This is a genomic window from Psychrobacter cryohalolentis K5, assembly GCF_000013905.1.
GTDB lineage: Bacteria > Pseudomonadota > Gammaproteobacteria > Pseudomonadales > Moraxellaceae > Psychrobacter > Psychrobacter cryohalolentis.
This window is the reverse complement of the sequence record NC_007969.1, coordinates 2,618,483-2,641,949: the sequence shown is the minus strand read 5'-3', so window position 1 is coordinate 2,641,949 and position 23,467 is coordinate 2,618,483. Positions and strand designations below refer to the sequence as shown.

Genomic DNA, 23,467 nt, shown 5'->3' with positions numbered 1-23,467 from the left:
ACATTGTGATAATTATGGGTTTACAGTAGCGCATTATTTATTAGGAGAAGTAAGATTATGGAAAATCAAGGTAACCAGATCCGTCGTAACGATAAAGTATGGGTAAAAACTTACGAAAAGCTTGGTATTCAATATGATATTGATATGCCAGCCGCTAATACTTCTTTAATCGATATATTTGAACGGAATTTTGTTAAACATGCTGGTAAAACAGCGTTTGTGTGTATGGACGTCAAGCTTTCCTACGAAGATTTAGATCGCTATAGTAAACAAATTGCTGCCTACTTGCAGTCACTTGGGCTGAAAAAAGGCGATAAAGTCGGCGTTATGATGCCAAATATTTTGCAGCTACCGGTTGCAGTATTGGGTGTGCTGCGTGCGGGTATGACCTTGGTCAACGTCAATCCGCTTTATACCTCAAAAGAGCTTGAGCATCAGCTAACAGACTCTGATACCAAAGCCTTATTTATTTTAGAGAACTTTGCCAAAACCTATGAAGAGATTGGTAAAGACTTGGTTGACCATGTCGTCGTAACCTCGATGGGCGACTTGATGAGCCCGTTGAAAGGCTTTATTGTCAATATGGTCGTGCGCCATGTGAAAAAACTGGTACCTGATTATAACCTTAAAAGCAGCACCAACTTTAAAACGGCACTGAATCGTTTTCCGGCGAAAAATTATAAACGTCCAGATAATATCTGCCTTGATGATATTGCTGTTCTGCAATATACCGGTGGTACCACGGGTGTTGCCAAAGGCGCGATGCTTACCCATGGCAACTTAGTTGCCAATCTGATTCAGTGTGATACCTATCTTGGTGATGCTTTCGATAAATTTGACGGTATGGCTGAGCAACCCGTTATCATGACGGCATTGCCGCTGTATCATATCTTCTCATTTACCGTTTGTGGCATGTTCGGCTTATATCGCGGCTGTATCGGTCTACTGGTGCCGAATCCACGTGATGGTGCAAGCTTAATCAAGGCTTATAAAGATTACCCACCTGCATTTTTCCCAGCAGTTAATACCCTGTTTAATGCATTGGCGAACAGTGAGGTATTTAAAGCCTTAGATCATAGCAAGCTTGAGATGTCTATGGGCGGCGGCATGGCGGTTCTAAAAGATACTGCTGAGAAATGGCAAAAAATTACTGGTAACGTGATTGTACAAGGTTATGGTCTGTCAGAGACTTCTCCGGTTGCGTCTGCAAACCCACAAGGTAATGGCGAATTCTCAGGCAATATCGGTCTGCCGATGCCAGCGACTGACATGGCTATCTTGGATGAAGAAGGCAATGAAGTAGATCTTGGTGAGCGCGGTGAGATTTGTGTTCGTGGTCCGCAAGTGATGAAAGGCTACTGGAAACGTGATGATGCCACGGCTGAAGTCATGACGTCTGACGGTTATTTCCGTACGGGTGATATCGGTGTAATGGATGAAGAAGGCTACTTTAAAATTGTTGATCGTAAGAAAAACATGATTTTGGTCTCAGGCTTTAACGTGTATCCAAACGAAGTAGAAGATGTGATGTCAGCCCATCCAAAGATTCTGGAATGTGGTGTCATCGGTGTCGAAGATGAAAAGAGTGGCGAAGTACCGAAGATTTATGTGGTGCGTAGTGATGACAGCTTGACGAAAGAAGAAGTGCTTGCCTATAGCAAAGAAAACCTAACTGGTTATAAGCGTCCGCGTTATGTTGAGTTCATCGATGAGTTGCCAAAATCGAACGTCGGTAAGATTTTGCATAAAGATCTGCGTGTACTTGAAGAAAAGAACCACGGTTAGAATATTTACCATCAAGTTCAAAGCGCTTTTTATCTGCTTTCATCTTTATCTATTAGTAAGAAGCAGGGATGAAAACCGCTTAATAGTTGATGTGGCAGTTAGTAAAAATAGCTATGATATATTGTTGTAAAAGATGGTTATCAATGATGATAAGGTCGCTTATATAGGGCCTTATCATTTTTTTGTTTTCCTATTATGATTTGGTGGTATTCATAGAGAATTCTCCATAAAGCTGATATAGTCCGTATCGATATTTTTTGCACTTAACGATAAAAGTGTAGATTTTTTAGCCCAGAGCTTTCACAGCATGATCACTATAAAGCACTGTAGCCGTGTTAGCTTTAACGGTTTTATAGTAAATAATAGAGTGGAGTGTGAAGGTGATAATTTTGATTTAAAAGATTTGTGAATGATAAGATCTGTTTGCTTATGAGCGAAAAGACTTCTTATTCACAAGTTTTTGATTTTGCAAATGAGTGACTAACGACCACGGTGATTTAATTAGACATATTCTATATTTTAACGGCCACATTTAAGGAAAATTATGACTGATAATATCAATAAAGAGATGACAGACCGTAAAGCTGCGAACAATACTCAATCAAAGGCTGGAACGAACGCGTTTCCTACTATGCCGACGATAGCGAGTGACAGTCCATGGTTAAGTGCTTATGAGCGCTATGGCATTAATGCTACCATTGAGATGCCAGATGACAGTACCTCTTTACTTGATGTGTTCGAGCGTAATTTCAGCCGTTATGGACAGAAAACTGCCTATATCTGCATGGGTGCTTCTATTACCTTTAAGCAATTGGATTTATACAGTCGTCAAATTGCCAGTTATTTACAGTCATTAGGGCTCGTAAAGGGTGATAAAGTCGGTGTCATGATGCCCAATATCTTGCAGTATCCTGTAGTGGCTTTGGGTATCATTCGCGCAGGTATGGTACTGGTCAATGTCAATCCTTTGTATACCAGCCGCGAGTTATCGCATCAGCTGCATGACAGTGGCACCAAAGCATTGTTCATCGTCGAAAACTTTGCAAAAACTTATCAAGATGCGCAAGATAAGGGTCAAGTGAAGCATGTCATCGTCTGTAAAATTGGCGATATGTTAGGCACGATCAAAGGACCCGTGGTCAATCTGGTCGCGCGCCATGTCAAAAAAATGATTCCCGCGTATCGTTTGCCAGAGAGCACGAGCTTTAAGCAGGCATTAAGTGCCGTATCAGCTAGCAAATATCAGCGTCCTGATTTGAACTTAAGCGATGTGGCATTATTGCAATATACTGGTGGTACGACTGGGGTAGCTAAGGGTGCGATGCTGTCTCATGGTAACTTAATCGCCAATATGTTACAGATTAGCGCGCTCATGGACAGCGCTTTTGAAGAGGATATAGACGCTACTGATGTGCTTTTGACCGCGCTACCGCTATACCATGTGTTCTCGTTTATGGTTTGCGGGATGTATAGCATGTACCAAGGTTGTGCTGGTTTGCTGATTCCAAATCCGCGTGATCTTGATGGTTTGATTAAAGAGATGGGCAAATACAAACCGGCCTTTATCCCTGCAGTAAATACTTTGTTTAACGGCTTGGTACATAAAGAAAGTTTTGCAGATTTGGATTTCTCCAGTTTAAAAGCCTCTATCGGTGGCGGTATGTCGGTACTACCAAGTGTGGCAAAAGAGTGGCAGAAAATCACTGGTCTGCCTATCGTTGAAGGCTATGGCTTGTCTGAAACCTCACCAGTAGTTGCCTTTAACCCAATGACCATTGCTGAATTTACCGGGAAGATTGGTATCCCTGCCCCTAGTACTGATGTCATTTTGATTGACGACGATGAAAAAATGGTAGCTATCGGTGAGCGTGGTGAAATCTGTGTCAAAGGTCCACAAGTCATGATTGGCTATCAAAACCGTCCTGAAGAAACGGCTGAAAGCTTTACTGCCAGTGGCCATCTTAAAACAGGCGATATCGGCATTATGGACGAAAAAGGCTTTATCAAAATTGTTGACCGCAAAAAAGACATGATTTTGGTTTCTGGTTTTAATGTCTATCCAAATGAAATCGAAGAAGCCATGAGCGAGCATCCAGGGATAGTAGAGTGCGGTGCGATCGGGATTCCAAATGATGATCGCGGCGAAGACCCAAAGCTATATGTGGTCAAAAAAGGCAATGTGACCGAGCAAGAGCTGCTTGATTTTGGCAAAAAACAACTGACCGGCTATAAGCGTCCACGTCATATTCAATTCGTTGACGAATTACCAAAATCAAACGTGGGCAAAATCCTGCGTAAAGAATTGCGTAAGATGGAAGGTTTAGAATAACTTTTACAGCTATTTTTAATCAAGACAGCGGTGCGATAGCTTGTGTGAATCTTGCTATTGCACCGTTGTCACGTTAGGATAACCTAACATTTAGCCCTGCTAGAGCATTCAGCTGTCATTTATTTTAATATATAAATTTGCTGGAAATACTGATTGGCTAACCACATAACCATAAATTTAAATCTAAACCTCTTATTTTATAACACTGCTTTTACAACTTCGTACTAGGGAATTTTATGCGTATTGACAACCGTGAGCTTAATCAACTTCGCTCAATCAGCTTTGAGCGCCATTACACTAAGCATGCTGAAGGGTCAGTATTGGTCAGCTTTGGCGACACCAAAGTACTGTGCACCGCAAGTGTAGAGTCTGGCGTACCGCGTTGGCTCAAAGGTAAAGGCAAAGGCTGGATCACGGCTGAATATGGCATGTTGCCACGCGCGACCAATACTCGTAATCAACGTGAAGCGGCTCGCGGTAAGCAATCAGGTCGTACTCAAGAAATTCAGCGTTTAATCGGTCGTAGTTTACGTGCCATGATTGATTTGAGTAAGCTTGGCGAAAATACCATTTACTTAGATTGTGATGTCTTGCAAGCGGATGGTGGTACTCGTACTGCTAGTGTGACCGGTGCCGCGATTGCCCTTATCGATGCCTTAGAGAGCATCCAAAAAACTAAGAAACTAAAAGCGGATCCATTGATTGGTTTGGTTGCTGCCGTTTCTGTTGGTATGAAAGATGGTAAAGCGTACTTGGATTTAAACTACGAAGAAGATGCCAGCTGTGATACGGATTTGAACGTGGTGATGACCCAAAAAGGCGAGTTCATTGAGCTACAAGGGACGGCGGAAGAAAAGCCATTTACTCGTGCTCAAGCTGACGATATGCTTATTCTAGCCGAAAAAGGTATCGCTGAGCTGATTGCTATGCAAAAAACCGCCTTAGGTTGGTAGTCATATAAGACCGCAATACGGCTTACTATTGATATTTTTATAATACTTTCACTGCTTTTCTATAGGTAAACGTGCATGCTTAAGCTGACTGATGACGGCGCCAAAATTACCTTACAAGGACAGCCCCAAGCATTAGACAATGGGCTGTTTTGGTTTGGTGCGGCGTTATTGGTAGGTGCAGTATGCGTCGCGCTGGCAATGAGTCTGTTGCCGGTACGATGGTCAATTGGTGCGCTTGCACTGCTAATTATCGGTAGCTTCTTTTTTAATCGGCAGCGCCAACAGCATAAAAAAGCGACAGCAGGTAATATTAGTAGCGGCATCTTATGGGTGCGTGCTGGTGAGCTGGTACATGACAACCAAGGCAAGCGTATGCCTATTCAGCTAACTGACAGCGATATGATAAGTCTAGTAGGCGAGCAATTAGAGATTACTGATGGCGACTCTAGACGTAAATATTGTATTAGTGGCTTTGATAATATCCAAGAAGCCACTGCTACCAAAGCCATTCTACAAGGTCAAACACTGACCAAACGTCATGTTAATATCAAAATGAGCAGCGATTAAGACCTTTATTATTAAAGGTTTTTTTAATGTTAAAGTTTTTTAACCCGCTCATCTTGCCTCGTTTGTGCACCGCTTATCCTTATATTTATACCTTTTATCGTTTATTTAAGCGTGATAAGGCTTGCAGAATCCTGTCCAAATGGTTTATAAGTAAGATTGAAAAAATCTCATCATACTTATAATGAATACGGTTATCGCTACTATGGTTATTGATACTATATTGACAAGGAGCTAGTCATGTCGCGTTTGTCCATTTGGTCAATCACAACGTCGTGCAGTGCATTATTACTTACTCTCGGTGCAGTCGGTCAAGTTCACGCCGATAGTATGAGCAGCTTAATTGCTCAAAAATCTTCTCTAACTGATTATAGCGCCCGCTATACACCATCGTACCCCGCTGTCCCTGCTGCTAAAATCAGTACGCGATCCACTATCCAACGTGCTGGTACTTCTAATAGTTATCGTTCGAATACAGACAATACACAACCAAGTTATTCTAATAGTAGCTATGCTAATAAAACCTACTCTAACCAAAATGCTTATGTTAGCAACAACCAACCTAATTATCGTTATCCTGAAGTACAACGCCAAGTATCATCAGTTTTGCCGGCATTTTTATCAGGCAACTATGATAATGTCGATAGCGAGTATCTACCGTTACTCAGCAATGCCGAAACGCAAAGTAGTCTGGCTGCCCGTGAAGTAATTAGCACTGCCCGTAAAATGGCGCTGAACGAGCGTACGATTATTCAAGGCGGCTGCTGGGATTATCTGAATGCGGTGTTCAAACGAGCCGGGGTGACGCGCGATACCATCCATAAAGGTACCTATGGTCAAGGTCCTTATGCCAATAGTGGTGAAATCGAAGTTGGTGACTGGCTCTACTATATCAATCATGGTTATAACGGTGTCGAGCACAGCGGATTGTTTGTCGGCTGGGTTGATGAGCAAGCAAAGCAAGCGCTGATATTAAGCTATGCTGGCGAGAGCCGCCGCGAGCCTGCGCGCTATCGTGTTTATGATTTGAGCAATGTCTATCAAATTATGCGCCCGAACGTTTAATATAGACCTTCTTAATATATAGTTAGAATATCTCAAAAACGCTACAGTGCTGCTGGTATAAATTTTTTGCAGCCTCTGTCTGCATAGGCACAGCAAGCAAGAAAAATTAATATCAGCAGTACTTGATGTATCGATATTACTTTTCTCTGACTATAGTTATTCAAACATAAAAAAGCGTCCCTCACTTCATCAAGTGAGGGACGCTTTTTTATTCAGTATTGCCTATACTAGAGCCAATTTTAGAACGGTTTAACCACCACTAGAATCACAATAATGACTAAAGCAAATACGGGTACTTCATTAAACCAACGCCAAAATACATGCGACTTATATTGTGGATTATCGACCAGCTTTTTACGATAAAAACCACAGGCACCATGATAAGCGGACAATAGAATAACTAGAAAGATCTTTACGTGTAGCCAGCCTTGGGTTTTATAGACGTCCCAACCCAAAAACACCATCCATAACCCAAAAGCCCACGTCGCTATCATAGCTGGCGTCATGATGCCGCGATAGAGCTTGCGCTCCATGATAGTAAAGCGCTCTTGACTGATCTTGTCATCGCTCATTGCATGATAGACAAATAGGCGCGGCAAGTAGAAAATCGCTGCAAACCAGCACACCACGGATATAATGTGTGCCGCTTTAATCCAATTAAAATAATCTGCCATGCTGAAGTCTCTTTGGTTATTTTAAGCAATGATAAACGCGGGCAAGCTTAGCGCAGATTATCTAATAATGGTAGCGTTAAGCCAAAACTACTCAGCCTCAGCTAGCCAAAACAACTTGTGATTGATGACCGCTCATGGCGTCTATGACAGGCACTTGCTTTGGTGCGCGAGGAGCGGCAAATTGCTTGGTTAAGCCAAGCTCACGCATGAGTCTATCATCGCCTGATTGACTGGCGTTACCCGTGGTCAGCAGTTTGTCACCATAAAAGAATGAGTTGGCACCTGCCATAAATGCTAATGCTTGCTCAGCGTCAGATAAGCTTTCGCGACCAGCAGATAAACGTACATAGCTACTTGGACAGCAAATACGTGTCACAGCAATGGTACGAATCCACTCAAGCACTGACAATTGACCTTCTGCCAAGACCTTATCACCGATTGGCGTGCCCTGAATCGGTACCAATAAGTTGACTGGAATAGACTCTGGTGCTTTAGGCATTTTTAGTAGCTCGTGCACCCAGTCAATGCGGTCATCACGGCTCTCACCCATACCGACGATATTGCCGCTACAGACGTTGATACCTGAGTTGCGTACGTTGGTGATGGTATCTAGACGCTCATCGTAGCTGCGCGTACTAACTACTTGCTCATAGTAGCTTCTAGACGTATCCAAATTATGATTGTAGTAATCTAGTCCTGCGTCTGCCAGTTGTGCGGCCTGATCAGTATCTAGCATACCTAGAGTCATACAGGTCTCAAGCCCTAAGGCTTTGACTTCTTTGACCAGCTCGACCACATAAGGCATGTCTTTGGCACTAGGGTGCTTCCATGCTGCGCCCATACAAAATCGTGATGAACCAGTAGCTTTTGCGCGCTTGGCAGCGGCAATCACCTTGTCCACCTCTATGCGCTTCTCAGCGACCAGCTTGGTTTTATCGCGGTGATGACCGGATTGTGAGCAGTAGCCGCAATCTTCAGGGCAGTTGCCAGTCTTGATAGACAACAAGGTGCTGATTTGTACTTCATTGGCATTGAAGTTCTGACGATGTATGGTTTGCGCTTGTAATAATAAATCCATCAATGGCAAATCGAACAATTGGGCAATTTGCTCGCGACTGTATTTGCTGGCAATGGCTTGTGGGGCATCGGTTGTTAATGATGCTAAAAAATCGTTGTCATTGCTATTAGTGTTGTTATTTGGCTCTGTGATATTAAGCAGTGCTGACATAATATAAATCCTTTTATAAAGATATTAAGCATGGTCATAGAAGATAAACATCGGATGTCGCTCATCTGTTTTAATTTTTTAGTAGTACTATCTACAATAAAAAAGGTTGCGCTATAGTATAGCGCAACCTTTTTAGAAAATCAGAAACGAGCGAAGCAGTCATTCAGCTATCAGTAACAGCTAGCTATCTATCGCTTCTGATTATTCGATTATTTACCCAACTTGTGCTTAGCAACACCGACCCAATGGTTGGCAAGTTTTTGAGCTTTATAAGCATATGGCTTGGCTTTTTGGATATAAGGTTTACATTCTTCGGGAATGGCTGGCACAATATGCTTAGCAAGTTTATTGAACCACATCATTAGGCTGTAATCGCCTTCGATGCTTAAATTGCCTTCTTGTACGGCAGTCATAAAGGCAGGAAGGCTGCCTTTAGTTAAAAGCTTAACGCCTGTCATAGAGTCTTTAAAATTGATAGTCAGGTCAGCTTCTTTAGCATGACCACTATGTTGGCTAAATTCACCATTATCAAAGCTATAATAACGTGCCACATCTGCTTCAGTGCTAGCAAGCTCAATGATAACCTTGCGATCTGCAAGTATTTTTTTAACATCTTCATTATCGCTATCAGCTAGCATAGACAAACGATAACCAATCACAGCTAATAAAACATCTAATGGATCAGACTTAATATCTAAAACCGGTACAGTAAACATAGACAAACTCCTAAAAAATGAGACGCAAATAATGCGTACTTTATAACAATTTTTGTGACAAATATATAAGTAGATTATAAACGATTGCTAGGTGTCAATTCTTTAGGAGTTACGTAGAGAGCCTTAAGTATCTTGTAACATTCGATGACAGCAATATGATAACGCAGAGTTTAATGAAAGCGTGGCTGATAGTCGTCGTCATAGACGGGTGTATGCTCAATATAACGCGCTGCTTGTAGCTCACGCTCTTGTATCATACCGCGACTGACATCCTCATAACGTAACGCTCGATATAAGACCCATGCGCCTAAAGGCAGCCAACTGATACCCATAGCAATTACATAATTGTGCCATTCTGACCATAAGAACCAATGTGTCACTAAACTATGAATCATTTCTACGGCTAACCAGTATCCCATGCCGCCAAACAAATACCAAAGCAACCAGCGCTGTGATGACACAGCAATAGCAACAACTGCGATTAAAAATAAACCATAGCCCAATATGGCACTTGTACTCAACGCCTCGCTACCAAATGTAGAAAATATTGTTAATAACATTGTTCATCTCGCTCTTCATAAGGTGAATTCCAACAAGGCTATTATGGAAGTTTGTAGCAGAAAGCTAAAGCCTCTGAAGGCGACTTTGCGACAACAGCTGACGTTTGATTTTTTAAAAGTATTTAGCAAAATAAATGGTAAATCTTACAGTTTTAGAGAACAAAAAAACGCCTTAATATGGGCGCTTTTTTTTGATGGTAAGATTTAATATAGTGATTTCAATATAGAATAGTTATGTTAAGAATAGCATTATGCTGGGATAAATTTCTCTCGCTTGCTGTGCGCTTTGCACTCCAGAGGCTTCGCAAAATTTATCCCAGCAGTACTGTATTCTTTTTAAATTGAATCGACTATAGTAAGAGTAGACAGGTATTAAGGGCGAGGGCTACGGCGACCCCAAAGCGATAAGGCAGTCACTAGAATGGCACCTAATAGCATCAAGCTCAAGGTCGTTAACCACTCTGCGCCGGTAGGGTAATGCCATGGCATGACGTTATGGATGGCTTCACTATTTAATGTCCCTAGGGCATCTGTTTTCCAAGGCCAGACTTTGACTAACGAGCCTGCGATAAAGCCGATAAGTAGCGCTAAAGTAGCTTGATAATAACGGGACAATAACCATTTAAGCATACGGGTAAAGAGCAATAATCCCGTTGCCATACCAGCCACCAATGTAAAGATAATAGCAAAGTTTAAAGTATGAACCGCTTCGAGTACCGTGTCATAAGCACCCATCAACAATAAAATAAAAGATCCTGAGATGCCTGGTAATATCATCGCGCAAATAGCGATAGCACCGGCAACAAACAAATACGGCAAACTTGGCGTCGTATTCATCAGAGGCAAGCTGCTAATGATAACGGCGCTGGCTACTCCAAGCAGGAACAAGAGCGCCCGTCCGATATTCCAGCGCTTAATCTCACTTAATAACAGAAAAACAGTTGCAATGACCAAACCAAAAAAGAAAGACCAAATCATTAAAGGCTGATTGTCTAATAAATGCTTAATAACACCGGCAAGCGTTGCAAGGCTGGTGGCAATACCCATCAACAGGAACAATAAAAAAGTGGCATCGACTTGTCGCCATACTGCGATTAAACCTTTGATACCACCCTCTTGGCGAAAGACCTGCCAAAGATTGGGACCCACACTGCTCAAAGCGTTAATTAAGCGCTCATAAATACCTGCAATCAGTGCAATCGTACCACCAGAGACGCCCGGTACAATGTCAGCCGCGCCCATTGCCAACCCTCGCACATAGACACCCAGTAATTCCTTGGGGCTATTTTTATAAATCGGGCTGCTTTCGTCAGCAGCAGGTTGGTTATCTAACTGGGTGGAAGATGACTGGGCATCTGGCCGTGGTGATTGTGATGCCGTCATGGACAATCCTTTTTATTGGACAAGATAAAGTTACTGGATAAGATAAAAGTTATTGAAAAAGATAAACATGGCAATATGAAATGACAATCGCGCATGGCAGTATAGTAGCGCCAAAAAACACTGTAAAGCAGAGAATAAACCATAAAAGCTGGACCAATTGAAATGTATCAGCCCAGCTTTTGGTTCGATATCTTTTATAATTAGCTAAACTTTGCTGCGTTCACTGCTGCGTACAAATGCAGGATAGCCTAGCGCATAGAGCACCCCTTCAAGCCCTGTGACATTCACAGCGGCATCGGCGCGAGCTTGTACGATAGGTTTGGCATTAAAAGCCACGCCCAAATCGGCCAGTGCCATCATCGGTAAATCATTGGCGCCGTCACCGACACAAACCACTTGAGACATCGTAATACCTAGGCGCTCAGCCGTATGGGCGACGATAGCCGCTTTTTTAGCACCATTAACGATAGGCAACTGTATATGACCAGTGACTTCACCTTCTTCGATATCCAATGAGTTGGCGTGTACTTCATCAATACCCAATTGCTCGGCGATATAGCGAGCGAAGTACGTAAAGCCACCGGATACAAGGACCGTATGATAGCCCAAAGCTTTTAGAGCGCTAATGGTAGCCAAGGCACCTGTCGATAATGTTAAGCGACTGCAAATTTCATCAAGCACGCTGGTTGGAATACCTTGCAATAACGCCACGCGCTGCGCAAAAGATTCATCAAAATCCATCTCGCCCCGCATGGCGGCTTCAGTGATGGCTTCTACTTGCTCGCCAATACCTGCCGTTTTTGCCAGCTCAACGATGACTTCCTGTTCAATTAACGTAGAGTCCATATCAAAGCAGGCAAGCTTATGAGTGCGCAGCATATGACCGACCGATAAGATATGACAATCTACAACATCTAAGTGATCGCTTGCGACGGCGTTTTGAGCGTTGTTATAAGCTTCAGTCAAGTCGCGACGCAAACGCGTGGTCAATTGGTCATCAATGATATGTGCGGCGGCAGTTTTTTTGGCAGGATGCATCAGGGTATCAGTCACTGGCACCAATAAATAACGGAATACTTGCACATCGATAAATGAACGTTTGGCAAAAGGTTGCGCCGTGTCTACATCAGCAATTTCAACATCTACAAAATTGGCATCAGCATCTTCTGCAACCGTGACCAGATGCCAATTTGGCTGCTCATCAACCCATGATTGTACATACTGGTGGATATCAAGTGAAGATACATGCGTCGGCAATACCACAATCAAAGCAAAAATAGGCAAGGATTGTAGTGCATCAAAATCCTGTAAATTGGTACCCTCTGGTAGTAACGAGGCCACGGAATCAACCGCCTGTTGCCATGCTTTGCTGTCTTTTGGTAACGAGTAAGAGGTATTGTTTGGCATCGCTCAATTGTCCCTTGTATGCTGATATAAGATTAGGAATAATAACAGCTTTAGTAAGCAGCGACTATAGATGAGACGCAAAGTATCAGTAGCAAATAAACCAGCAAATAAAACGGCGACTGTTGCAAAAAAATCTCAGTAAAATTGAAATGACTCATTACAAAAAAATTATGATACTCGCTAACGCCATAACCCTTACTATGGTGATATAGTAGATGTCAATGAGTGGGTAAGTGAGCCGTAAATACTGCTTAAATGCTTGCGCCACACATAATTGCACAACATAACTACTGTACGATAGCAGCGTTAAATAATCAGTCTTATAAAAAAAGATTATTTAGACAATGCGGTATTGAATTGAACAAATATAGCTGCATACTCTTGCAAAAATGAGCGAATGAGCAATAGCCTCGTTTTTTAACTCCATTTATCCAAAAAAGTTTCCCATATCATGACCTATTTAGCGCCGCGGCAAGGGTTGTTTGCCATCATTCTTCTGGTTAGTTTTTGTTTGCAAACCCTATTATTGGTCATCAGTACCGATCAACAGCTGAGCAACAGTCGTGCGCAAAAAGGCGAGCAAATGGTTGCTCAGCTCATTGATGAAGCGCGCCTGTCTTTAGAAAATAAAGACCGCGTCAGCTTAAGCGTTATTGCCAATCGCTATACCAGCGAACAAGACGTGACTCGCATCCTGATTAAAGACAATAATGGCGATATCTTGGTGCCTGTCGGCAATGCGCCGATGCAGCAGGGTGATACCATTAGCCAAATTGCAACCAAAGGCGATGCAGTCATCGGTAGTGTGGCATTGACTCTAAAGGATATTAGCAAGGGTGAAATCATCGCCATGCAATGGCCATTTGTGATTGGTTCGATGGTGCTGCATTTATTGCTGTGGCTGATTTACAGCTATATCGCTCGTCCAACCAGAGAGCAAATCAATGCCATCAGCCGCGATGTTCAAGACTTGCATCGCGAGCAATATACGCAGCTCGACCAGCGTGGTTATGCTCGTGAGCGAGAACGTCGTCAATCAGTGTCTGCTGCTGATGGTGATAATGGTGAGACAGGTACTAGCCAAAGTGATCGTTTAGTCAATGCTGCTCAAGCAGCTGCCAGTACAGCGTATAACCAGCAACCTAATACGCGTAAATTAGATATTCATAGTGCTGTCAATCAGTATGTCAGAACCCAGCAGAATCAAGATTCGACGCTCGATGATAATACTAACGGTACAACTGCGGATACTGCCAGTAATATGATAGACAGTGATGTCAATGATCATACGGCTTATAAAGCTGAAGACAGTAGCCAGCATGCTAACAATCATGTCTCTCGATTGTCTGCTACCAGAGCATTTGATAGTGTCAGTGTCCAGATTGTCTTTCATGATGAGTTTAATATGCTTGAGCGCTTGGCACCGTCTCAACGTCTGCCGTATTTGGCACTCTGTACGCAGCTACTAAACCAAGCGGTGACTGAATTACTGAAACAGCCATTGTTGTTGGGCGTGAGCGCACTCAATGAACCACAATTTGATGAAAGTGGTGCTTATGTGATGCTTAAAGCAGAGAATAGCCATGCAAAAGTTGCATTGGCAGGCGTGATGCTAGCCAAGCTATACTTGATGCTGAATAAAATTATTCATGATAAGCATATTGAGCTGTCACGATTTGCGCTGCCAGCCAAAGCTGGTGTGAGTGACAATGCCCAAGTCGATGCCATGACGCATCTGCTAGATAGCGTCGGCAAAAAAGAGCAGATGCTGATTTTATTGCCGAATGGTGGTCTTAAACAAATCAGTCATCACGTACAAGTACAAAGCGTCATGCGTCCAACGACGGTTTATGAGCGTGAGTGTGCAATATTCGATGGTGGCAATGATGCGATGATTCAGCGTTTAGCCGATGTGCGTAATGCGGTATTGATGATCGATGACTCAGAAGAGTAGGATTAGATACTCTATTTAACTTGCAGAAATTGTCTACAATTGCCTGCGCGATAATGACCAATAGTGTCTTGTTGTTGACTTGTAAATGCGTCATAGTAATAAAAAGCATTGACAAGGCTTAATAGAGACTTTATAAGGCATATATATATTGATAACTTTTCAGTAATTTTGCCAAAAAAGATAGGAGTTGGTCATGAGTGATGCTGATATTGATGACGATTTTGATGATGATTTCGTTGATGATGATGATGCAAAGATGGTTGAAGAAGCAGAGACGAGTGTACGTACACGCTTAAGTAGCCTTGAGAAGCGTCGTCTAATTGATAATCTACTAGAAGAAAAACGTTTGGCGAAAGAGCTAAAAGATGATCTAGACGATATCGATAATTTTGATGAAGATGGCGATGATTGGGATGATGACGAACTTTAATTCGTCATCGCTATAATGAGGTTATCACGCAAATATTTTGCGAATAATTTTTAAGTATTGATTTGCACTATTATGGCTATTAGCTAACCATCGTTAACTAATTATCCTAAGTGTGCTGTGCTAAGCTGGTTGGGTTCTGATTTTAATAGTATCAATAGTGAACAGCACCTATTTAACCAGCTATTTCTCACAGCTGTGCTTTAGCAATGATTGATTTAAAAAATCTTTGGGTAGATTGACTTATTCAAGATAATCGTCATCTTTATACCTCTCGTTATTTTATATAACCCTTATTTATTGCGCATGACGCAATCCATCTTTCAAGGACAACGACACCATGACCAACCAACTTAGTTTCGATGAACTACTCGATTATTTAGACAACGAAGAAAGCGCATTTGTACTTGATAGTGTTGCTACTCATGGTTTTTTGACTGCGACGGTTATTGGGCGTCCACTGCCTAATTGGTTAGAAGCACTGTTCGAAGATAATGTGAGCGAGATTCCAGCAAACGTGATTGATGGTATTCAGCGCTGGCGCGACTCTATCATCGCTGAGCTAAAAAACGAGACTCCTATTGAGCTACCGTTTGGTGAAGATGCGGGCAATGAAGAAGTGGCGGTCGATTTTTCTGATGATTCAGATATCGTTGCTTGGTCGATTGGCTTTGTGGATGCAATGTATGGTGATGAAGCCAGTGATTGGATGGAAAACGAAGAGACTGCAGAAGATGTGGCTGTTTTGACCTTGCCGATGATTGTGCTGAGTGGTATCGATGATGAAGACCCTGAGCTTGCTGAGATGCGTAAAGACCAAGATAAAATGGTACAAATGGTAAACAGCATCGAAGGCAACTTAACTGAGCTGTTTTTGTTGTTCCATACTAACGACTAAAGAGTTTGCTCAATATAAATTATTTGAGCAATGTGCTTTTTAATGCGTTTTAAAATATCGTGCTTTTATCTTGAACGGGCGATATGTTTTTTATGATTCTGTAAGTCATTAATTCTGTAGATTACCAATAAGGCTGTACTATGACTGTCCAACTCTCCAATCTTGAGCACTTGCCCAACTATCAGATTACTGAGCGCTTGGATGTGGTATACGGCAGTACCGTGCGCTCAAAGCATGTTGGTAAAGATTTATTTGCGGGTCTAAAAAACATCGTAGGCGGTGAACTCACCGCCTATACGGAGCTGTTAGAAGAATCGCGTCAAGAGGCGATTGATCGTATGATCGTCAAAGCTGAGGCGTTGGGCGCTGATGCAGTGGTTGGACTGCGTTTCTCGACCTCTAGTATTGCACAAGGTGCCTCTGAGCTATTTGTTTATGGTACAGCGGTCAAAGCCGTACGGATGCCACAACAGCCTGTCTATCAATCAACGAATCAACCGCCGAATCAGTCATCAAATCATCATTCTCAATATGAAGAGCCTGTGGCGTCAGTTGCTCAGCCTTCAACAGTAAAGTCACCTGATGATTTACCACGCTTTAATCCTTTTGGTGAATAAGACTACGCTCAAGTACTGACTGGTAGCCTTTTTGATGATAAGAGACGTTCCATGAATCAATCGTTCAGCCAAATGTTGATGAACTATGCGCCGCTGCTGGTCTTATTTATAGTTGGCTGGTTTTTTGGTGCGCGTCATGAGCGTCAGCATTTGGCAAGATTGACGATTGCCGAAGCTGAGTTGAGCCATATTATTGTCTCAAGTGAGCGTTTTTATGTATCAAAACTGGTCTCGCAGTCTGAGGGTGAGTTGGTGCTTGGTAGCGTCGTTATTGCGCAAGATTATTTTAAAATGGTAATTGCCAAAGTGCTGAGTTTCTTTGGTAAAAATCTCACCACCTATGAGACCTTGCTTGATCGTGCCCGCCGTGAAGCTCTAGTACGTATGCGCACCCAAGCACAGGCAAAAGGCTACAATCATATTTATGGTTTGCGTCTTGAAGTCAGTAATATCAATCAATTGGGTAGTATGGTCGAAGCGATCGCTTACGGTACGGCAGTGCTTAGTACTGAAAATTCTACTAAAGCGCCCAATAATGCTTTCAGCAATACTCCTGCCAAAACCTCAATCAATATTTCCAAAAAATAAGCGTTTATACCGTCATAGCTATTTAACTAAAAGTATTTAACGCCAATTATCAAAATCCAAATTATCCAAAAGCTCACATTAAACACTCTCATTTAATCTCGTTACAGTCCCTTTTACTCCTACTCAATCTCTGTATTCTGCATTTGACTGGCGAGTTGTTGAATAAAACAGCTAAACCTAACTTTTGACCTATATACTCCCCTTATAAATTCTTAATTATTGTTGATAGTTAGCAATAGCATGCTATGAGATATGCTATAAAACTATAAAAGAATTGTTTAAAACGGGTGATGTCCGTTATCTATAAGCATTAGCAGGTAGTGACAAGCGTATTAGCAAGGATTGCTAATCAGGCATCATTGAATCATTATAAATTGACCTAGCAATAGGTCTTATCTACAGGGATGTAGTTATGGAAAGTCTGGCTCTAGTCACCTTAGTAAATAGCGTTGTTATTCCTATTTGCTTGTTTTTAATCATGATGGGTATGGGTTTGACCCTTATTACCAATGATTTTAAACGGGTATTAAAATACCCAAAAGCCGTTGGTATTGGCTTGACCAATCAGCTGATACTGTTGCCAATTATTGGCTTTGCCCTAGCTAATATCATGCCATTACGCCCAGAATACGCCGTCGGAGTTATGCTCCTCGTTCTGTGTCCGGGCGGCACTACCTCAAACTTATTTACCTATTTGGCTAAAGGCGATGTGGCGCTGTCGGTGACGATGACAGCGATTGCCAGCGTTATTACGGTATTTACCATTCCCATTGTACTGAGTTTTTCATTGATTTATTTTATGGGCAGCGGTAGTGAGTTTGAATTGCCGGTAGTAAAAACCGTGCTTACCTTAGTGGTACTGACGATTGTACCTATTAGCATTGGGATGCTGATTAAACGCTACGCACCAAAAGTCGCCGATCGCTCACAAGTCTATGTATCTCGATTTGGGGTGATATTTTTAACGTTTTTAGTGCTGTTTTTGTGTTATGTGCAACGCGATATCATTGTCGATGCCTTTATCGCTACTGGCCCTGTATCGGTATTGTTGAACCTCTCGACCATGGCGCTCGGTTATTATAGTAGCAAATGGTTCGGTCTTAACTTAGCGCAAAGAACTTCGGTGACGCTAGAAGTCGGTCTACAAAACAGTACCTTGTCGATATTTATGGCATTAACGCTATTATCTAACTACGATATGTCGATGATGCCAGCTATTTATACCTTGGTAATGTTCCTAACGGCAGGCATTTTGGTGCGTATATTTAGCGCTCGGCACAATAAGTTAAGAAAGTCTGAGATAGAAAGTAGTGTGTTGGCAGCGCGTATGCTGTAAATAGGGATGAGTTATTTGTATAATTACTCAGGCATAATTGCTCGATTATAATTTTTTAGTTATAAAGCTGCATAACCACTTTCGATATAGTCAGTGCTAAATAAAATAAGTACAAATGTTATAAAAGGCTACTGTGGTAAATTTTCCTTGCTTGCTGTGTGCTTTGCACTCTCGAGGCTGCGTAAAACTTATCCCAGCAGCCCTATACTATTCTTAAATGGAATTGATTATAGTTAACGTCGGTTATGGAGTTTTAGCGTTAGATTTAAAAATACCGTACTAATTATCTCTAGTAAGGTCCACGGATATTGTTTTGTGCCTCTAGTTTATCCTTAGCTGTTTCTTCCTTTACTTTGGCTAATTCGAATAGGAAGGTACGGTTTTTAAGTATCGCGACAAATACCACGCCGCCGACGGTATTGCCGACCAACACCACGGCTAAAAACAGCAAATAACGCCCTAAGCTGACGGTATTGCCATAGAGCAAGGCTGAGAATACTTCGATATTACCCACGATACTATGATGCAAACCCAAAAAGCCGATACTGCCAGTAATAAGCGTCACCAAGACGATGCGGCTAAGGGTATCGCGCGCTGAGGTCACAAGCCACGCGGTGACGCCCATCATCCAGCCTGCCAAGATGGCACTGCCAAATATCACCCACCATCTAAACCCTAAGATATGCTCGGCGTAAATATCAATGTCGCTGACGCTAAATAGCTGCATATTTAAACCTAAACCTATCATTAATGCAGCAAATAAACAGCCACCAACGACGTTGCCAGCGATGACGATTGCCCACAGGCGTAGCAGCTTATTGAGCGGTTCGATTTTATTGAGCACAGGTAGGCTTAAGAGTGAGGTTTGTTCGGTAAATAATAGTGACTGACCGATGACGACGATGATAAAACCAATCGGGTAAAGTAGGGAGGCGAGTACAACAGCATAATGGCTCGGTAGCACGCCACTCAAAAGCGCAAAAGCCGCTAAAATCATAAAAAAGCTGATGCCAATCTCAAGGCCAGCGGTAAAAGCACTGGTAAATAGTGAGCCAAGTGAGCGCTCAAAAGTTTCTCTGGCATCCATCACTTGCTCAACTAAGATACTGGCATAGCTTTTTGCTTGACTTAAATTGTCATCATTAGCGACTTTTTTGATGGTTTCTTGGTCTTCTTTGCTAATATCCTCAGAGAAGTCTTCGTATTCCAATTTTTCTTTTGCATTAGTGTCGTCTGGCGTATCCGCATCGCTAATATCTTTATTATTATTACTAGATGGATGATAAGCGCTCTCATCAATCAAGCGCTTATCATCTATCTTGTCAGCTTTAGAGTGGCTGCTATTGTTATAAGTGTGCTCAGTATCTTGGGACACAGTTGGCTCGCTATTTATCGGGCTATCATTTTAGGATAAAAACGCCATTTATTATGCTATACGATAACTATATAAGTTCTCGCATCACCTGTATTTTATAACACGACTAGGATTTATTTTGTGGGAAGTTCAGCCGATTGGAGTTGTTTATTGGTATTTTCTGCTATTTGCTGGTGTTAGGGGCGTAATGACGCGCTGTAAGGCTGATAAATTACCTTAGCATCTAACAAAATCTGCCTATCTGCGTTAAAATCACTCTATTCATTATTTTCCTAATTTTTAACGTATTTATTTGACCACATTCATTATTCACAAAAGACCTTTTTATTATGAGCACTCCTGATATTCAAAGCAGCAAAACTAACCTGACCCAATTTATCCAAGCGGCACTTAGCCAACTTGAAAACGCCTATAATCCTGCGGAAGTCGAAGCGGGCATGTATCAAGGTTGGGAAGAAAGCGGCTATTTCCAGCCGACTTTTGACAAAGACGAGTCATTTTCTATTGCCTTGCCGCCACCGAACGTCACTGGCTCGCTGCATATGGGTCATGGTTTTAACAATGCAATCATGGATGCGCTCACACGTTACCACCGCATGGATGGCGACAACACGCTTTGGCAGCCAGGTACGGATCATGCAGGTATCGCGACCCAAATGGTCGTTGAGCGTCGTTTGGAGGCGCAAGGTATCAAGCGCCGTGATATGACGCGTGAAGATTTCATCGATAAAGTATGGGAATGGAAAGAAGAGTCGGGCGGTAATATCACCAGCCAAATTCGCCGTTTGGGCAGCTCGGTTGATTGGTCACGTGAGCGCTTTACCATGGATGACGGTTTGTCTAATGCGGTAAAAGAAGTGTTCGTACGCCTGTTCGACGATGGACTTATCTATCGTGGTAAGCGTCTGGTCAACTGGGATCCTAAGTTCCAAACGGCGCTATCGGATTTGGAAGTAGAAAACGTCGATGAAAAAGGCAGCTTATGGCATTTCCGCTATCATTTCACTGATAAAGAGTTGCAAACCCAAGAGGGCAAAAACTATCTGGTCGTCGCCACCACGCGCCCTGAAACCTTACTGGGTGACACCGCCGTTGCCGTCAATCCAAAGGACGAGCGTTACGCGCATTTGATTGGCAAAACCATTACCTTGCCAATCACTGGTCGCATTGTGCCTATCGTTGCCGATGATTATGTTGATATCGAATTTGGTACCGGTTGCGTAAAAATCACCCCAGCCCATGACTTTAATGACTATGAACTTGGTCGTCGTCATAACTTGCCATTGATTAATATCCTTGATGAGCGCGCTAACATTTTGCCAGCGATGGAAGTTTATCCTGATCTACAAACACGTGAGCCAACATTAGAAACCACGCCAAGTGAATACGCTGGACTTGAGCGTTTTGCGGCGCGTAAATTCCTTGTTGAGCAAGCAGGCGAGCAGGGCTGGCTAGAAGATATCGAAGACTATGCACTCAAAGCCCCACGTGCTGAGCGTGGCGGTACGATCGTTGAGCCGTGGTTGACCGATCAGTGGTATGTCGCGGTTAAAGAGTTGGCCAAGCCTGCGATTGACGCAGTAGAAGACGGCAGCATCGAGTTCGTCCCTGCGCAGTACAAAAACATGTATATGTCGTGGATGACCGATCTGCAAGATTGGTGCATCAGCCGTCAGTTGTGGTGGGGTCATCGTATCCCTGCATGGTATGACGATGCGACGGGTGAAATCTATGTCGCCCGTGACGAAGCGGAAGTGCGTAGCAAGTACAGTCTAAGCGATGATATCGTATTGCGCCAAGATAATGACGTGCTCGATACGTGGTTCAGTTCTGGTCTATGGACGTTCAGTACGCTTGACTGGGCAGACGTCAACGCTGATCCACGCGTGATGGACACCTTCCACCCGACCAGCGTGTTGGTGACGGGTTTTGACATTATCTTCTTTTGGGTTGCCCGCATGATCATGATGACCATGCACTTCGTGAAAAACGAAGACGGCACGCCGCAAGTACCGTTTAAGACTGTCTATGTGCATGGTCTGGTACGTGATGGCAATGGTCAAAAAATGTCAAAATCTAAAGGTAACGTCTTAGATCCGATTGACCTCATCGATGGTATTGATCTGGAAGCGCTGGTAGAAAAACGTACCAGCAACATGATGAATCCAAAAGACGCGGCCAAGATTGAGAAGCAAACGCGTAAAGAGTTCCCTGAAGGCATCCCAGCCTTTGGTACCGATGCACTGCGCTTCACCTTTACCTCATTGGCCAGTACGGGTCGCGATATTAACTTTGATCTAAAGCGTGTCGAGGGCTATCGCAACTTCTGTAATAAAATCTGGAACGCCAGCCGTTTTGTACTCATGAACTGTGTTGATAGCGAAGGCAATGCCAAGCCTATCGACCAAGCGGCGAATCCTGATGTATGGGAATTACCAGAAAAATGGATCATGAGTCGTCTGAACTCTACCGTTGCCGATATCCATCAGCATTTCGCTCAGTATCGTCTCGATATGGTCAGCCAAGATATCTATGAGTTTATCTGGAACGAGTACTGTGATTGGTACGTTGAGCTTGCCAAAGCCAGTCTAAATGATGACTCGGTATCAGAGGAACGTAAAGCGCAAATCCGCTATGTACTGCTGCACGTGCTAGAGACAGCGCTACGCTTTAGTCATCCAATCATGCCGTATCTGACTGAGCAAATCTGGCAGACGGTCGCACCGCTATTGGGTCGCAAAAACACTGACAGCATCGTAGTCGCTGACTATCCAAAAACGGATGATGCACAAATCAGTGAGCAAGTTGAGGCAGATATGGCGTGGCTACAGGAGCTAATCGCTAGTGTCCGTAATATCCGTGGTGAGATGAAACTGGGCAACGCGGTACGTCTGCCAGTACTACTACAAAATATCTCTGCTGATGAAGATGCGCGTCTATCACGCATCAAAAACCAGTTCAAAGCGCTTGCCAAAGTCGAGAGCTTAGAGATCGTCAAAGAAGGCGATGAAGTGCCGCTATCGTCATCAAGTATGGTCGGTCAGCTACGTGTACTCGTACCGATGAAAGGTCTGATTGATCCAACGGCTGAGCTGGCACGTTTGGGTAAGTCATATGATAAGTTGAAAGGTCAAGCGGAAGGCATCGCCCGTAAGCTAGGCAATGAAGGCTTTGTCAGTAAAGCACCTGCGGAAGTGGTCGATGCTGAGAAGGCGAAACTGGCTGAGCTAGAAGGACAGTTGACGGCAATGACGGCGCAGATGGAGCAGTTGAAAGCGTTGTAAATAAAGCGTAAATATCTATAGTAATAAAAAACGCTGTCATATTTATGATGGCGTTTTTTATTGTCTACTAGTTGGTTCTCTAAAGAACTATTAGTACTGCCAAATACTGAATATTTGTGTGCTATTATCTATATCCTATTGAGATTAGCTCGAATATATCTTTATAAGCTGCAAAAATTATCATCAGTAAAGCACCTGCCGAAGTGGTCGATGCCGAAAAAGCGAAACTGGCAGAGCTAGAATGGCAGTTAACGCCGTAGATGAAAGCTCTCAATAGTCACCTAAGAATTTATTACAATACTACCTACTTTTTAGCTTCAGACT

General features: G+C 42.9%; 19 protein-coding genes. 12 read left to right on the top strand and 7 right to left on the bottom strand.

What is annotated here, in order from left to right:
* Positions 1-57 precede the first annotated feature (57 nt).
* The 5 genes from PCRYO_RS11015 to PCRYO_RS10995 all read left to right on the top strand — a co-directional run bounded on the left by PCRYO_RS11015 (position 58) and on the right by PCRYO_RS10995 (position 6,696).
* Positions 58-1,785, top strand: a complete 1,728-nt coding sequence (locus tag PCRYO_RS11015) for an AMP-binding protein (protein ID WP_011514469.1) — start codon at positions 58-60, stop codon at positions 1,783-1,785.
* 544 nt (positions 1,786-2,329) lie between these two features.
* Positions 2,330-4,114: an AMP-binding protein gene (locus tag PCRYO_RS11010; RefSeq protein ID WP_011514468.1), complete on the top strand. Its 1,785-nt coding sequence runs from the start codon at positions 2,330-2,332 to the stop codon at positions 4,112-4,114.
* Positions 4,115-4,350: 236 nt separating this feature from the next.
* The gene (gene rph, locus PCRYO_RS11005) at positions 4,351-5,067 is read left to right on the top strand and encodes a ribonuclease PH (RefSeq protein ID WP_011514467.1); all 717 of its coding nucleotides are present in this window, start codon (positions 4,351-4,353) and stop codon (positions 5,065-5,067) included.
* A gap of 75 nt (positions 5,068-5,142) precedes the next feature.
* Positions 5,143-5,634, top strand: a complete 492-nt coding sequence (locus PCRYO_RS11000) for a hypothetical protein (protein WP_011514466.1) — start codon at positions 5,143-5,145, stop codon at positions 5,632-5,634.
* 237 nt (positions 5,635-5,871) lie between these two features.
* Positions 5,872-6,696, top strand: coding sequence for a hypothetical protein (locus PCRYO_RS10995; protein WP_011514465.1), 825 nt, complete (start codon positions 5,872-5,874; stop codon positions 6,694-6,696).
* A 239-nt stretch (positions 6,697-6,935) separates the two neighbouring features.
* On the opposite strand, the gene hemJ is transcribed toward PCRYO_RS10995, so the two are convergent.
* The 6 genes from hemJ to serB all read right to left on the bottom strand — a co-directional run bounded on the left by hemJ (position 6,936) and on the right by serB (position 12,664).
* Positions 6,936-7,370, bottom strand: a complete 435-nt coding sequence (hemJ, locus tag PCRYO_RS10990; RefSeq protein WP_011514464.1) for a protoporphyrinogen oxidase HemJ — start codon at positions 7,368-7,370, stop codon at positions 6,936-6,938.
* Positions 7,371-7,467: 97 nt separating this feature from the next.
* Entirely contained in the window at positions 7,468-8,598 is a 1,131-nt protein-coding gene (bioB, locus tag PCRYO_RS10985) for a biotin synthase BioB (protein ID WP_011514463.1), read from the bottom strand.
* Between the two features lie 209 nt (positions 8,599-8,807).
* Positions 8,808-9,314: a hypothetical protein gene (locus tag PCRYO_RS10980; protein WP_011514462.1), complete on the bottom strand. Its 507-nt coding sequence runs from the start codon at positions 9,312-9,314 to the stop codon at positions 8,808-8,810.
* Between the two features lie 170 nt (positions 9,315-9,484).
* Positions 9,485-9,874, bottom strand: coding sequence for an AciT family ciprofloxacin tolerance protein (aciT, locus tag PCRYO_RS10975; RefSeq protein ID WP_011514461.1), 390 nt, complete (start codon positions 9,872-9,874; stop codon positions 9,485-9,487).
* Positions 9,875-10,246: 372 nt separating this feature from the next.
* Positions 10,247-11,257: a DUF368 domain-containing protein gene (locus PCRYO_RS10970; RefSeq protein WP_020444293.1), complete on the bottom strand. Its 1,011-nt coding sequence runs from the start codon at positions 11,255-11,257 to the stop codon at positions 10,247-10,249.
* A 204-nt stretch (positions 11,258-11,461) separates the two neighbouring features.
* Positions 11,462-12,664, bottom strand: a complete 1,203-nt coding sequence (gene serB, locus PCRYO_RS10965) for a phosphoserine phosphatase SerB (protein WP_011514459.1) — start codon at positions 12,662-12,664, stop codon at positions 11,462-11,464.
* Between the two features lie 451 nt (positions 12,665-13,115).
* On the opposite strand from serB, the gene PCRYO_RS10960 reads away from it, so the two are divergent.
* The 6 genes from PCRYO_RS10960 to PCRYO_RS10935 all read left to right on the top strand — a co-directional run bounded on the left by PCRYO_RS10960 (position 13,116) and on the right by PCRYO_RS10935 (position 18,484).
* The gene (locus tag PCRYO_RS10960; protein ID WP_011514458.1) at positions 13,116-14,618 is read left to right on the top strand and encodes a hypothetical protein; all 1,503 of its coding nucleotides are present in this window, start codon (positions 13,116-13,118) and stop codon (positions 14,616-14,618) included.
* Positions 14,619-14,811: 193 nt separating this feature from the next.
* On the top strand, positions 14,812-15,048 hold the full coding sequence (locus tag PCRYO_RS10955) for a PA3496 family putative envelope integrity protein (protein ID WP_011281113.1): 237 nt from the start codon (positions 14,812-14,814) through the stop codon (positions 15,046-15,048).
* Between the two features lie 337 nt (positions 15,049-15,385).
* On the top strand, positions 15,386-15,943 hold the full coding sequence (locus PCRYO_RS10950) for a UPF0149 family protein (RefSeq protein WP_011514457.1): 558 nt from the start codon (positions 15,386-15,388) through the stop codon (positions 15,941-15,943).
* Positions 15,944-16,083: 140 nt separating this feature from the next.
* The gene (locus tag PCRYO_RS10945; RefSeq protein WP_011514456.1) at positions 16,084-16,560 is read left to right on the top strand and encodes a YbjQ family protein; all 477 of its coding nucleotides are present in this window, start codon (positions 16,084-16,086) and stop codon (positions 16,558-16,560) included.
* Between the two features lie 51 nt (positions 16,561-16,611).
* A complete protein-coding gene (locus PCRYO_RS10940) occupies positions 16,612-17,148 on the top strand; it encodes a YbjQ family protein (RefSeq protein WP_011514455.1) in 537 nt (178 codons plus the stop codon).
* A 412-nt stretch (positions 17,149-17,560) separates the two neighbouring features.
* Positions 17,561-18,484 (top strand): bile acid:sodium symporter family protein, encoded by a 924-nt coding sequence (locus tag PCRYO_RS10935; protein WP_011514454.1) that lies wholly within the window; start codon positions 17,561-17,563, stop codon positions 18,482-18,484.
* A gap of 289 nt (positions 18,485-18,773) precedes the next feature.
* Here the strand turns inward: PCRYO_RS10935 and PCRYO_RS10930 are convergent, their stop codons facing one another.
* Positions 18,774-19,859, bottom strand: a complete 1,086-nt coding sequence (locus PCRYO_RS10930) for a formate/nitrite transporter family protein (RefSeq protein WP_011514453.1) — start codon at positions 19,857-19,859, stop codon at positions 18,774-18,776.
* 329 nt (positions 19,860-20,188) lie between these two features.
* Here PCRYO_RS10930 and PCRYO_RS10925 point away from each other — a divergent pair, with 329 nt between their 5' ends.
* Complete coding sequence (locus PCRYO_RS10925; RefSeq protein ID WP_011514452.1) at positions 20,189-23,143, top strand: valine--tRNA ligase; 2,955 nt, start codon at positions 20,189-20,191, stop codon at positions 23,141-23,143.
* Positions 23,144-23,467 lie beyond the last annotated feature (324 nt).